Source organism: Aeromonas sp. R6-1, assembly GCF_040908165.1.
Lineage (GTDB): Bacteria > Pseudomonadota > Gammaproteobacteria > Enterobacterales > Aeromonadaceae > Aeromonas > Aeromonas caviae.
In genome coordinates this window covers 1-11,652 of the sequence record NZ_JBFODF010000009.1, presented here as the reverse complement: position 1 = coordinate 11,652, position 11,652 = coordinate 1, and the positions used below count along the sequence as shown (strand labels likewise).

The 11,652-nt window shown below is 57.9% G+C and carries 12 protein-coding genes, 6 tRNA genes and 1 pseudogene; 10 read left to right on the top strand and 9 right to left on the bottom strand.

Features of this window, described 5'->3' with window-relative positions:
• Nucleotides 1-18 precede the first annotated feature (18 nt).
• The 7 genes from AB5Y68_RS01570 to orn all read right to left on the bottom strand — a co-directional run bounded on the left by AB5Y68_RS01570 (nucleotide 19) and on the right by orn (nucleotide 1,430).
• Nucleotides 19-94, bottom strand: a tRNA-Gly gene (locus AB5Y68_RS01570).
• A gap of 38 nt (nucleotides 95-132) precedes the next feature.
• A tRNA-Gly gene (locus AB5Y68_RS01565) sits at nucleotides 133-208 on the bottom strand.
• 24 nt (nucleotides 209-232) lie between these two features.
• Nucleotides 233-308 (bottom strand) — tRNA-Gly (locus AB5Y68_RS01560).
• Nucleotides 309-422: 114 nt separating this feature from the next.
• Nucleotides 423-498: transfer RNA gene (locus tag AB5Y68_RS01555), tRNA-Gly, on the bottom strand.
• 32 nt (nucleotides 499-530) lie between these two features.
• Nucleotides 531-606 (bottom strand) — tRNA-Gly (locus AB5Y68_RS01550).
• A 25-nt stretch (nucleotides 607-631) separates the two neighbouring features.
• Nucleotides 632-707 (bottom strand) — tRNA-Gly (locus tag AB5Y68_RS01545).
• 177 nt (nucleotides 708-884) lie between these two features.
• Entirely contained in the window at nucleotides 885-1,430 is a 546-nt protein-coding gene (gene orn / locus AB5Y68_RS01540) for an oligoribonuclease (protein ID WP_039040160.1), read from the bottom strand.
• Between the two features lie 91 nt (nucleotides 1,431-1,521).
• Between orn and rsgA the strand changes: the two genes are divergently transcribed.
• Genes rsgA through AB5Y68_RS01515 form a run of 5 tightly spaced genes read left to right on the top strand, consistent with a single transcriptional unit; the run spans nucleotide 1,522 to nucleotide 4,363 of the window.
• Entirely contained in the window at nucleotides 1,522-2,556 is a 1,035-nt protein-coding gene (gene rsgA, locus AB5Y68_RS01535; RefSeq protein WP_039040203.1) for a small ribosomal subunit biogenesis GTPase RsgA, read from the top strand.
• A 29-nt stretch (nucleotides 2,557-2,585) separates the two neighbouring features.
• Complete coding sequence (asd, locus tag AB5Y68_RS01530) at nucleotides 2,586-3,458, top strand: archaetidylserine decarboxylase (protein WP_039040204.1); 873 nt, start codon at nucleotides 2,586-2,588, stop codon at nucleotides 3,456-3,458.
• On the top strand, nucleotides 3,455-3,703 hold the full coding sequence (locus AB5Y68_RS01525) for a VF530 family DNA-binding protein (RefSeq protein ID WP_039040161.1): 249 nt from the start codon (nucleotides 3,455-3,457) through the stop codon (nucleotides 3,701-3,703). Before asd ends, AB5Y68_RS01525 begins: the two co-directional genes overlap by 4 nt.
• A gap of 4 nt (nucleotides 3,704-3,707) precedes the next feature.
• Nucleotides 3,708-3,959 carry a DUF2960 domain-containing protein gene (locus AB5Y68_RS01520; protein WP_010675489.1) on the top strand — a complete coding sequence of 84 codons (252 nt, stop codon included), beginning with the start codon at nucleotides 3,708-3,710 and terminating at the stop codon, nucleotides 3,957-3,959.
• A 2-nt stretch (nucleotides 3,960-3,961) separates the two neighbouring features.
• Entirely contained in the window at nucleotides 3,962-4,363 is a 402-nt protein-coding gene (locus AB5Y68_RS01515) for a hypothetical protein (protein WP_039040162.1), read from the top strand.
• A 96-nt stretch (nucleotides 4,364-4,459) separates the two neighbouring features.
• Here AB5Y68_RS01515 and AB5Y68_RS01510 read toward each other — a convergent pair whose 3' ends face one another.
• Nucleotides 4,460-4,954 carry a hypothetical protein gene (locus tag AB5Y68_RS01510; protein ID WP_029314787.1) on the bottom strand — a complete coding sequence of 165 codons (495 nt, stop codon included), beginning with the start codon at nucleotides 4,952-4,954 and terminating at the stop codon, nucleotides 4,460-4,462.
• A 166-nt stretch (nucleotides 4,955-5,120) separates the two neighbouring features.
• Between AB5Y68_RS01510 and AB5Y68_RS01505 the strand changes: the two genes are divergently transcribed.
• Complete coding sequence (locus AB5Y68_RS01505; protein WP_039040163.1) at nucleotides 5,121-7,094, top strand: EAL domain-containing protein; 1,974 nt, start codon at nucleotides 5,121-5,123, stop codon at nucleotides 7,092-7,094.
• A 68-nt stretch (nucleotides 7,095-7,162) separates the two neighbouring features.
• On the opposite strand, the gene rraB is transcribed toward AB5Y68_RS01505, so the two are convergent.
• Complete coding sequence (gene rraB / locus AB5Y68_RS01500) at nucleotides 7,163-7,498, bottom strand: ribonuclease E inhibitor RraB (RefSeq protein WP_039040164.1); 336 nt, start codon at nucleotides 7,496-7,498, stop codon at nucleotides 7,163-7,165.
• A gap of 698 nt (nucleotides 7,499-8,196) precedes the next feature.
• Here rraB and AB5Y68_RS01495 point away from each other — a divergent pair.
• From AB5Y68_RS01495 to AB5Y68_RS01480, 4 genes and pseudogenes are all read left to right on the top strand, one after another.
• A pseudogene (locus tag AB5Y68_RS01495) lies at nucleotides 8,197-9,216 on the top strand (IS66 family transposase); the annotation flags it as partial.
• Nucleotides 9,217-9,269: 53 nt separating this feature from the next.
• Complete coding sequence (locus AB5Y68_RS01490; RefSeq protein ID WP_368206891.1) at nucleotides 9,270-9,581, top strand: transcriptional regulator; 312 nt, start codon at nucleotides 9,270-9,272, stop codon at nucleotides 9,579-9,581.
• Entirely contained in the window at nucleotides 9,544-10,212 is a 669-nt protein-coding gene (locus tag AB5Y68_RS01485) for a hypothetical protein (protein ID WP_368206890.1), read from the top strand. The genes AB5Y68_RS01490 and AB5Y68_RS01485 overlap by 38 nt, the downstream gene beginning before the upstream one ends.
• A 350-nt stretch (nucleotides 10,213-10,562) precedes the next feature.
• Nucleotides 10,563-11,603, top strand: a complete 1,041-nt coding sequence (locus AB5Y68_RS01480; RefSeq protein WP_368206886.1) for an IS481-like element ISAs19 family transposase — start codon at nucleotides 10,563-10,565, stop codon at nucleotides 11,601-11,603.
• Nucleotides 11,604-11,652 lie beyond the last annotated feature (49 nt).

Here is an 11,652-nt window from a genome sequence, read left to right as displayed (position 1 = left end):
ATGTCATCTGCAAGTGATTGGAGCGGGAAACGAGACTCGAACTCGCGACCCCGACCTTGGCAAGGTCGTGCTCTACCAACTGAGCTATTCCCGCAACGGAATATCACTTACACATATCTACCGGACACTGTTTGGAGCGGGAAACGAGACTCGAACTCGCGACCCCGACCTTGGCAAGGTCGTGCTCTACCAACTGAGCTATTCCCGCAACAGAATGTCATCTGCAAGTGATTGGAGCGGGAAACGAGACTCGAACTCGCGACCCCGACCTTGGCAAGGTCGTGCTCTACCAACTGAGCTATTCCCGCATCGGAATATCACTTACATATTTTTGGAGCCAGCAACGAGAATCGCGCTCGCTACCCCGACCTTGGCAAACACTGAACATGCTCTACCAACGCGGTGACTCCGGCACTGCATATTGGAGCGGGAAACGAGACTCGAACTCGCGACCCCGACCTTGGCAAGGTCGTGCTCTACCAACTGAGCTATTCCCGCAACATGGATTGTCTTGAGGCTGTGCTGATGATTGGAGCGGGAAACGAGACTCGAACTCGCGACCCCGACCTTGGCAAGGTCGTGCTCTACCAACTGAGCTATTCCCGCATCGGAACGTCATCAGCAAACATTTTGGAGCGGGAAACGAGACTCGAACTCGCGACCCCGACCTTGGCAAGGTCGTGCTCTACCAACTGAGCTATTCCCGCAAAACCTGAAAACAGACCGTACAGCATTTGGTTGCTTGCGCTACTGTACGGGAGCCGAATTATAAGAGCAGACATTCCAATTGCAAGGGCTTTTTTGTCTGGTTGCAGCCGTTCGCTCAAAAGCTGGCCGAACTGCTGATTTTAGCAACCGAACGACGGCAAACCCTTGCCAGCCACTCAGATTTTGAAGACGTGGGCGCGGTAGAACTGCAGTTCGGCGATGGATTCGCGGATGTCGTCCAGCGCCTGGTGGGAGCCGCTCTTCTTGAATTGATCCAGCAGTTCAGGCTGCCAGCGACGGACCAGCTCCTTGATGGTGCTGACGTCCACGTTGCGGTAATGGAAGAAGGCTTCCAGATCGCCCATGTGCTTGACCATGAAGCGGCGATCCTGGCCGATGCTGTTGCCGCACAGGGGGCTGGTGCGCTCCGGCACCCACTGGCGAATGAAGGCGAGGGTCTCGGCAACGGCCTTGGCCTCGTCGTATTCACTCGCCTTGACCCGGGCCACCAGCCCGCTCTTGGTGTGGGTGTTGACGTTCCAGTCATCCATCTTGCCCAGCTCTTCCTCGCTCTGGTGGATGGCGATGACCGGCCCTTCGGCCAGCACGTTCAGGTCCTTGTCGGTGACGATGGTGGCGATCTCCAATACCACGTTCTCTTCGGGGTCCAGACCCGTCATCTCCATGTCGATCCATACCAGGTTCTGCGCGCTGACTGTCATGATTGCTCTCTCTATTGGGAGGAATGGCGGAATTTTGCCAATTTGCATGTATCATACTGGCTTTGAATCTGTTCATAAACTGGCAAACCCCGTGGCAAAGAAAGCAAAACTCAATCTGGGTCAACAAAGGCGCGTCCAGGCCAACCGCGAGCGGCGGCTGCAAAAAGAGCACACCACAGTGGTAGATGACACCCTGTTCGGCCCCGCCATCGAAGGGGTGGTGATCAGCCGTTTCGGCCAGCACGCGGATGTCGAGGCGAGCGATGGTGCCATCCACCGCAGCAACCTGCGGCGCAGCAGCATCAGCAGCCTGGTGTGCGGCGACAAGGTGGTGTGGCGCCCCGGCCTCAATGCCGCGACTGCCGGCGTCATCGAGGCGGTGCATCCGCGCCACTCGGTGCTGACCCGGCCGGACTTCTACGACGGGGTCAAACCCATCGCCGCCAACATCGACCAGATCATCATCGTCTCGGCGGTGATGCCCGAGTTCTCCACCAACATCGTCGACCGCTACCTGGTGGCGGCAGAAGATGTGGAGATAGCGCCCCTCATCGTGCTGAACAAGGTCGACATGCTCGATGACGCGGCCCGCGCCCGTATCGAGCACCAGCTCGAGACCTACCGCAAGCTCGGTTACGAGGTGCTGCTGGTGAGCTGCGAGAGCGGTGAGGGCATCGACGCCCTCAAGGCGGCGCTCACCGACAAGATCAGCATCTTCGTGGGCCAGTCCGGGGTGGGCAAGTCGTCCCTCACCAACGCCCTGATGCCGGGGCTGGACGTGCTCACCGGCGAGATCTCCGAGAACTCGGGGCTCGGCCAGCACACCACCACCACGGCGCGGCTCTACCACTTCCCGAGCGGCGGTGATCTCATCGACTCCCCCGGGATCCGCGAGTTCGCCCTCTGGCACCTGGAAGCCGACCGCATCACCTGGTGCTTCGTCGAGTTTCGCGACTACCTGGGTGGCTGCAAGTTCCGCGACTGTACCCACAAGGATGATCCCGGCTGCGCCCTGCGCGCCGCGGTCGAAGCGGGCGCCATCAGCGCCGATCGCTTCCACAACTACCACCGCATCCTGGAAACCATGCAGGAAGCCCGCCACGGTCGCCAACAGGCGCGGCTGTGACCCGTTCAACTCATTCCCAGATGAAGATCATGAGCATCACTGACAACCTGAAAATTGCCGGTCAATACTGTCTGCCCAAACACGCCCTCTCCCGCCTGGTGGGCAAACTTGCCGCCGCCGAAGCGGGCAACCTCACCACCAGGGTGATCGAGGCCTTTATCAAGCAGTACCAGGTCGACATGAGCGAGGCGCTGCACGAGAGCCCGGCACACTACAAGAGCTTCAACGCCTTCTTCACCCGCGAGCTCAAACCCGGCATCCGCCCCGTGGTGGAAGACGCCATGACCCTGGCCCTGCCGGTGGATGGCACCGTCAGCCAGCTCGGGCCCATCAGCCAAGGTCGCATCATCCAGGCCAAGGGCCACGACTACAGCGCCCGCGAGCTGCTGGGGGGCTATGAGGATCTGGTGGCCCCGTTCAAGGATGGCGACTTCGCTACCATCTATCTGGCACCCAAGGATTACCACCGCATCCACATGCCGCTGGACGGCGTGCTGGAGAGCATGGTGTTCGTGCCGGGGGATCTCTTCTCCGTCAACCCCCTCACCGCCGAGAACGTGCCCAACCTGTTTGCCCGCAACGAGCGGGTGGTGGCCACCTTCCGTACCCCCCACGGCCCCATGGCCCTGGTGCTGGTCGGTGCCACTATCGTCGCGAGCATCGAAACCATCTGGGCCGGCAACATAGCGCCGACCAAAGAGAAGAAGGTGGTGCGCTGGGACTACACCGGCGATGAAGCCATCACCCTGCAAAAGGGGGCCGAGATGGGCCTGTTCAAGCTGGGCAGTACCGTGGTCTGCCTGTTTGGCCCGGGCATGCTGGCCGGTTTCGAGCCGCACCTGGCCAACGGGGTCACCACCCGCATGGGTCAGCCCTTTGCCACCCTGGCGGCGCAAGCATGAGCGATCAACCCGCTTCCCAGAAGAACAACCCGCTGCACGGGCTGACTCTGGAAGCCATCGTCACGGCCCTGGTCGCGCACTATGGCTGGGAAGCGCTGGGGCAGCAGATCAATATCCGCTGCTTCACCGATAATCCCAGCATCAAGTCCAGCCTGAAGTTCTTGCGCAAGACCCCCTGGGCCAGAGAGAAGGTCGAAAGCCTCTATCTGTACGTCCAGCGCAAGCAGGCCAAAGCAAAGGAATAACGCCATGGCGTTCAAGATTACCTACACCTACAAGAAGCAGGCCAGGGAGATTGGCTACGCCAATGACAAGTTCAACAGCATCTACGATGCCGTTGCCGCCGCCGAGGGGATCGATCTGACCCGCTTCCACGCCATGGAAGAGCAGCTGGCCCAGGTGTGCCGCCGCGACAAGAAGAGCGTGAAGGATTACCGGGAGAACTACTTCAAGGAGCTGGGCTTCTCCAACATCGTCATCGAACGGGACGCCAAGGAGTAACCATGCGCACCCTGACCCTGATGGCGGCCACCCTGCTGCTGGCCGCCTGCAACACGACACCGAGGGAACCCTTGGTCGGCGCGGATCACGACGAACATGGCTGCATCGGCAGCGCGGGCTATCAATGGTCGGCGCTGGCAGGCCAGTGCGTGCGTCTGTTCGAGCAGGGCATTCGCCTCAACCCGACCGATGCCGGTCAGACCGTCAGCGCCTTCGTGCTGTTCAATGCCGATCAGAGTCAGGCCGAGCTGACCCTGCCAGAGGGCGAGCCGATCCGGCTGATCCGCCAGGGCGAAGAGGGCAACTGGTCCTGGCAGGGCGGCGGCTATCAGCTCTTCCCCTGGAAGGGCTATGTGCTCAAAGCCGGCGACCATGTACTCTATCACGGCGATCTGACCCCCTGATCCTCGTCATCCCTCCCCTCACGCCCTGATGGGCGCGGAGCAGGCATAAAAAAACCCCGTTGCACGCAACGGGGTTTTTCATGATACCCGGCAGGATCAGTTGCCGAGGGTGGAGAACAGGCTCTGTTCCAGGCTGCCGCGGGAGACGCACACCGGGGTGATGGAGGGAGCCAGTACCCGCTCGCCGGAGGACTCGACGAAGTAGAGCTGGGTATTGCCCTTGACGTTCACGGTGGCAACGCTGTTGTTGCCGCTCTGGGTGATGATCAGGTTGATCTGCAGGTTGGGGTTGCCCAGCGCCACCTTGGACCCCATGGTGCCGCAATCCAGCCACTCCAGACCATCGGCCGAGTTTTCCACGTTGGCGGTCATCAGACCGGCACCACGCTGGCTGTTCTCGATGTTCAGACCGTGATCGCCGAACCACTTCTCGGCACGGGCCCACACCAGATCCACCGGGATAGCCATCTCCTGGGTGTTGTTGGTTGCCTTGGCAACCGGCGGGGTATAGCGATACTGCTCGCCGCCGTTGTTGTCGCTCGCACAACCCACCATCAACAGGGCCAGGGCGCCCCCCATTATCTTCTTCATGCTGCTTCTCTCATCCATAAGGCCATAGGCCAACCGGCGGCTATTATGGCGATCGCGACACAGGCTGTCAGCAGGGATCCGCACAAATGGCGTACTCTTAACCCAGGCTTTACAAAACCCACCTGTTATCATAGATTTGCTCGAAGTCTCCCCCGTGAGTGCTCTCGTGACTTCTTCGCTCTCCCTGGCGCTGCTGCAGCAGATCATCGACCAGTTACCCATGAATATCTTCTGCCGGGACAAGCACGGACGGTACCTGTTTGCCAACAAGGCATTCGCCAGGGAAGCCGGCCTGCAAGATCCGAGCGAACTCATTGGCAAGAGCGATGCCGAGATGCCCTGGGGGGATGTATTCCGGGAGGAAGATGACCGCCTGCTGGCCGACGGCAAACCCCTGCTGCACCAGCAGCTCCATTGCCACAGCGGCGAAGGCGCCAGCTGGATGGAGATCAACAAGGTTCCCCTGTATGACGAGCACGGCGATCCCATCGCCCTGTTTGCCATGGTCAGCGCCATCGATCAGCGCAAGGAGCTGGAGCAAACCTTCCGCCAGCAGCAGTTGCTGCAACGCCGCCTGCTGGATGCCATTCCCGACCTCATCCGTCTCGAGGATCACCAGGGCGTGCTCATCGACTGCAACCAGGCCTTTCTCGACTTCATGGGGCTGGTGGCAAGCGAGGCTCTGGGTCGGCGCGTCCCGCCCCGGCTGCCCGTCGAACAGACCCTGGGTCAGGGGGAGTATTGCGTGGTGGATGCCCAGGGCAGAGGCCGCCATCTGGAGGTCACCCGGGTCGAGGTGCCGGATGACGAGGGCAACTCCCTCGGCATTCTGACCCTTAGCCGCGACATCACCGGGCTGCGCACCACCCAGGCCCAGTTGCAGCAGGAGCAGCACTACGACAGCCTGACCGGCCTGCTCAAGCTCTCCCACTTCCTCCAGACCAGCCGTCATCTGGGCGCCCGCAAGGCCAGCCTGCTGCTGGTGGATCTGCAACATTTTCGCGAGATCAACGATCGCTTCGGCATACGGGTCGCCGACCGCCTGCTGAGCCAGGTGGCCCGTCGCCTGCAACGACTGGCGCCGCCCCAGTCCCTGCTCTGCCGGGTCGCGGCGGATGACTTCGCCCTGCTGCTGCCCGAGCTCCCCCTCTCTCTGGATGCGTGGAGCCGCAACCTGCAGCAGGAGCTGATGACGCCCTATCAGGTGGAAGAACACAGGATCCAGATCCCGGTGTTCCTCGGCATCGCCCATGGCAAGGCCAAGGATGCCGAGCGTCTGCTAAGCCACGCCGAGGCTGCTCTGGCCCAGGGCAAGCGCCAGCAGCAGCACTGTACCCTGTTCGACCCCGCACTCGATGCCAAGCTCAAGCGCCGCCAGCTCATCGCCGCCCAGTTGCCACTCGCCATCAAGTCCGCCGAGCTGACCGCCGTCTACCAGCCCATCATCTGCACCCACAGCAATCGGCTGCACGGGGCTGAGCTGCTCTGCCGCTGGCCCCATCCCGAATTCGGCATGATCTCCCCCGACGAGTTCATTCCGCTGGCGGAGGAGCTGGGGCTCATCGGCCAGCTCGGCCAGCTGATGCTGGAGCTCGGCTGTGCCCAGCTTGCCCGCTGGCAGGTGGCGGCCCCGGATCTGGTGCTCTCCATCAACCTCTCACCCCTGCAGTTCCGCGATCCCGAGCTCTGCCCGCAGATCTTCGACTGCATCGCGCGCCACGGGCTCGCCCCCTGGCAACTGGAGCTGGAGATCACCGAAGGGGTGCTGATGGAGAATGCCGACGAGATAGAGAGCAACCTGGCCAGCCTCATCGAGGCGGGCTTCCAGCTCGCCATCGACGACTTCGGCACCGGCTACTGCTCCCTCGCCTACCTTCCCAGGCTGCAGGTGGCGACCCTCAAGCTCGACAAAAGCTTCACCCAGGGGCTGGCCACCAACCAGGCCACCACCGCCATCGTGCGTTCCGTCATCGGGTTGGGCCACGAGCTTGGCATCAAGATCACCGCCGAAGGGGTGGAGACACCGGAGCAGCAGGCCTGGCTGGTGCAGGTCGGTTGCGATCGGCTGCAAGGCTATCTGTTCAGCCGCCCCCTCCCACCGGCCGACTTTGCCCGCAGCTACCAGCTACCGGAGCAGTAAGCCAGCAACAACAAGGCCACCCGAGGGTGGCCTTGTTGTTTTTGCAAAGCGTACGTGATCTGGCGCACTTACTCCTGGAAGTAGGTGCCCCAGCCGTCGTAGTCCACCCCATATTTCTCGAGGATGGGCAGCATCTTCTCGATGTCGGCGACGATGGTGTCGATGTCCAGCTTGCACTCCACCATGGCGTCGAAACAGAAGATGGTAGCGCCGTCGTCCAGCTCCATCTCCTCGGCGTCGGTCACGTCGAAACCGGCCTTGAACAGATCGACCGCCGCCTTCTCCAGCAGATCGAACTTCTGGCAGGCAAAGTGGTGCTCAATCTCGTAATCCAGATCCGGGTTGCTGCCATCGGCCAGCAGCTCGTTGACGATGGCGGCGGTCTCTTCGCGCCACTCTTGCATATTGGTATTCATATAAACCCCAGGCGATGTTGGATGGATGTCACCCCTGCCAGCCGCGTCGGCCCGGACCATGGCCAGGGGATGAGTGCGGCAAAGCATACCCGCAGAGCGCGGCAGGCTCAATCGATGGGCCAAGATAACTGGCGCCTCTCCCGGCTTGGCGCCAACGGGCAGCCCTCGGCACGTCAGGCAGCCCGCCATCCTTCATGATGTTCTGCTGGCCGTCGGCCCGCCCTGCCGCACAGGCGCCCCTCTTTTCATGGTTAAAACGGGGAAACCGGTCCAATCACGGGAAGATTGCTCGGATATCGAGCGAACGGTACATCAATCTGCGGCCTGTGGTTGACACCTCAATCCAGAAAGGGTTTAATGCGCGCCGTTGCCCAGATAGCTCAGTCGGTAGAGCAGGGGATTGAAAATCCTCATGACACTTTTAATACCACAGCTCTGGATAGCACACCCCACAAGGCTTCGCTTTCAATGCGAGGCCTTTTTGTTATGCGTCTCTGGTCAATCTCTGGCAAGGTTGCTCACCGAGCTCGGGATTAATAATCCCCTGATCTCTGCTCCGCTGCTTCATCTATCCAAATCACACATTAAACCATCGATCCTCTCATTCCTATTCGCCAATGTGGAATAGGTGGCGCTGAGTGTAGGCTATTTTCTCCATAAATTGACCGGCTCTCGTTTTTTCGGGGGGATTACCAGGCTTACTGGCTCGGGTACTCACCTCCAAGTATGCAGAGCACACCCCGCTGTATCGCCAGTCGGAAATCTATGCCCGTCAGGGCGTGGAGCTGAGCCGCTCTGTGCTCTCTGGCTGGGTAGATGCGTGTTGACGATTACTGTCACCGCTGGAGGAAGCGCTGCGGCAGTATGTGCTGACCGATGGCAAACTACACGCAGACGATACCCCGGTGCCGGTACTGCTCCCTGGCAATAAAAAGACAAAAACAGGACGTCTGTGGACGTATGTACGCGATGATCGCAACGCAGGCTCCGCACTGCCGCCAGCCGTCTGGTTCGCTTACTCGCCTGATAGAAAGGGAGTCCATCCGCAAAGCCATCTTGCCGATTTCAGCGGCGTCCTACAGGCAGACGCATATGCAGGATTTAATGAGCTATATCGTGAAGACCGAGCTGCCGGCACGATAAAGGAGGCCGCTTGCTGGGCTCATGCCAGGCGAAAGATCCATGATGTGCATATCCGAACGCCATCGGATAACACAGACGAAGCCCTCAAACGAATTGGTCAGCTTTACAGCCTTGAAGCAGAACTGCGCGGCATGTCAGCAGAACACCGGCTGGCAGAACGAGAACGGCGGGCAAAGCCCTTACTGAAAGAGCTGGAGATCTGGTTACGGGATAGGATGAAGTCGCTCTCGCGTCACTCCGAGTTGGCTAAGGCCTTCGCCTATGCCTTGAATCAGTGGTCAGCACTGACGTACTACACCGAAAACGGCTGGATAGAAGTGGACAACAACATAGCGGAGAATGCGCTACGGCTGGTGAGCTTGGGGCGAAAGAACTTCCTGTTTTTTGGCTCTGACCATGGTGGTGAACGGGGAGCCTTGTTGTACAGCTTGCTCGGCACCTGCCGGTTGAACGGGGTAGATCCGGAGCATTACCTGCGGCATGTACTGAATGTGATCGCAGACTGGCCGGTGAACCGGGTCGGCGAACTGCTGCCTTGGCGTGTTGCTCTACCTGCTGAATAACCTGTCGCTCCTGTCAATACGGCCTTCGCTGGACGCTTACCGACAGTTCTGGTATGTTGTGCTCTCAAACCATTAAAATGGGATCTAAAGAGGTAAGCCTGCTTAAATATTTGGCAAAAAACAGTGGATATGTAATATCTAAGACGGAATTACTTCACCATGTCTGGCGTGAGCAAAACGTACACGAAAATACGGTTCTGGTGACATTGTCTGGTATAAGAAAAATATTTAGAAAAGCAGGACTTGACTGTCGGTGCATCGTTACCATAGCCAAATTTGGTTATATTTTTTACCCACGCCGTGCAGGGCTTGAAATGGAGGGGTTCAATGATTCAGGCAAGCACTCCATACTCTGGTTCAACTAGGTATACATTGGTGCCGATAGTGAATTTAAATAGCGGCAATATATTTTCATTCGAATTAAGAACGCAGGCTATTAACAATAATGAAATCGAAAGTATTCGACATGATGAGAGATTCATGTTGATGCGTCAACTGGAGTTCTTTCAGAAGCTGAATAGACAAGATGCGTTTTTTCATCGCAGACTTTCTGTCGAGATGACACTCAGCTTTCTTGAGATAAAATCAGTATGGACAGATTTAATTCCATTCATTTTTCAATTCAGGTTAAATATTGCTATAAAACTACAGACCTCAATATTCGAGTTGTCTGACACCGCCCGGGATAACATTATAAAACTAAAGTCACTAGGTGTGCGACTCTGGCTAATCTCCAGTAATGAATGGCATTTATCAAATATCTCAAAATTTGTTTATCCATTTTTCGATGGTGTGATAATAAACAGTGATATTTTTGAGTATGTATTTGGTATGCAGGACTCTACACAGCTAAGAAAAATTCTGAGTACATGGGGAGTCAAGAAAACCATAGTCTATGGCCTTGAAAATAAAGAGCATTTCGCATTTGCTGTCAGCAATGGCTTTGTGTTGGGCCAAGGATCTTATTGCTGTGTCAATGCCTGGGACGCAATATGATAAGAGCCATCCAATACTCGCTTGTGGATACGTTAATTCGGGTGAACTGCTTGCGCATGCTGATGAGGCAATGTACGTGTCAAAGCAGAATGGCAAAAACGGTGTCAGTAGCTTTTTCACTCCTCTAGGGAGGGTGCGAATAAGCACCCTCCACAACGAAACAGAAAAATTTAGTTCATTAAATTCAAATGCTTACAAGGGCGCATTTTTATGTTTGGTGACTTATTCGCACCTTCCCTAAATGTATGGAGATGGTATTCACCTGACAGTTGCCCACAAAAGGGAGTGGTCATACGGCTTCAAACCGGATAACAAAACGGTACCCCTACCGTGTTATCCGGAGTCACCGTATGACCACCAACGAGAAAGTAGCACGTCGCAAACTCAGCCTGCTAGAGCTCGCCAAAGAGCTCAATAATGTCAGCAAAGCCTGCAAGCTCATCGGCTACAGCCGTCAGCAGTTCTACGAAATTCGCCGTAACTACCAGACCTATGGCGCCGAGGGCTTGCTCGACAAACTCCCCGGCTGTAAAGGCGCTCATCCCAACCGGGTCGCTCCCGAGATTGAGCAAGCCATCCTCGATTACTCTCTCACCAGACCAACCCATGGCCCGCTGCGGGTCGCGCAAGAACTGGCTCTGCAAGGCATCAACGTCAGTGCAGGCGGTGTGCGTGGCGTGTGGCAACGTCACGACTTGCTCTCCAAGCATGACCGCTTGTTGCGCCTCGAGAAAACCCACCGGGAGCAGACCATTGAGCTCAATGACGAGCAGATCCGCCTGTTAGAACGCTTCAGCCCCGAGTTTCGCGAACGCCAGATTGAGGTCCACTACACCGGAGAACTGGTGGCGGTTGACACCTTCTTCGTCGGCGCGCTCAAGGGGGTTGGCAAGGTGTATCTGCAAACCGTGCTGGACTGCTACAGTCGCCATGCCTGGGGACGGCTCTACACCAGCAAGCTGCCGGTGACCTCGGTTCATGTGCTCAATGAAACGGTACTGCCGTTCTTCGAAGCCCATGAGGCTCTGGTCTATACCATCCTGTCAGATAACGGGCGCGAGTTCTGTGGGCGCCCAGACCATCATCCCTACGAGCTGTTCCTGCAACTGGAGGGGATTGAGCACCGGACCACCAAGGTACGCAGGCCGCAGAGCAATGGCTTTATCGAGCGGTTGCACCGCACACTGCTGGATGAGCACTTCCGTATCAAGGGGAGGACGACCTGGTATGAGTCGGTAGAACAGATGCAGACAGACCTGGATAGCTACCTGGAACACTACAACACCGAGCGGCCACATCAGGGCAGGATGATGGAGGGTCAGACCCCCTACAGCATGTTCAAGAAGGGTCTGAAATTGATACCGAAGGAAGTGCGCACTAAAGTAGCGTAAACAAGACACCGGTTTGAGGCCGGTGTCAGGTGATAACTAGATCTGTACA

Bases quoted from the DNA above. Each gene is read 5' to 3' on its own strand.
- AB5Y68_RS01490 (WP_368206891.1), top strand. From the start codon at position 9,270: ATGTTGTGCTCTCAAACCATTAAAATGGGATCTAAAGAGGTAAGCCTG.
- AB5Y68_RS01485 (WP_368206890.1), top strand. From the start codon at position 9,544: ATGATTCAGGCAAGCACTCCATACTCTGGTTCAACTAGGTATACATTG.
- AB5Y68_RS01480 (WP_368206886.1), top strand. From the start codon at position 10,563: ATGACCACCAACGAGAAAGTAGCACGTCGCAAACTCAGCCTGCTAGAG.
- AB5Y68_RS01525 (WP_039040161.1), top strand. From the start codon at position 3,455: ATGAGCGATCAACCCGCTTCCCAGAAGAACAACCCGCTGCACGGGCTG.
- orn (WP_039040160.1), bottom strand. From the start codon at position 1,430: ATGACAGTCAGCGCGCAGAACCTGGTATGGATCGACATGGAGATGACG.
- asd (WP_039040204.1), top strand. From the start codon at position 2,586: ATGAGCATCACTGACAACCTGAAAATTGCCGGTCAATACTGTCTGCCC.
- rraB (WP_039040164.1), bottom strand. From the start codon at position 7,498: ATGCAAGAGTGGCGCGAAGAGACCGCCGCCATCGTCAACGAGCTGCTG.
- AB5Y68_RS01510 (WP_029314787.1), bottom strand. From the start codon at position 4,954: ATGAAGAAGATAATGGGGGGCGCCCTGGCCCTGTTGATGGTGGGTTGT.
- AB5Y68_RS01520 (WP_010675489.1), top strand. From the start codon at position 3,708: ATGGCGTTCAAGATTACCTACACCTACAAGAAGCAGGCCAGGGAGATT.
- AB5Y68_RS01515 (WP_039040162.1), top strand. From the start codon at position 3,962: ATGCGCACCCTGACCCTGATGGCGGCCACCCTGCTGCTGGCCGCCTGC.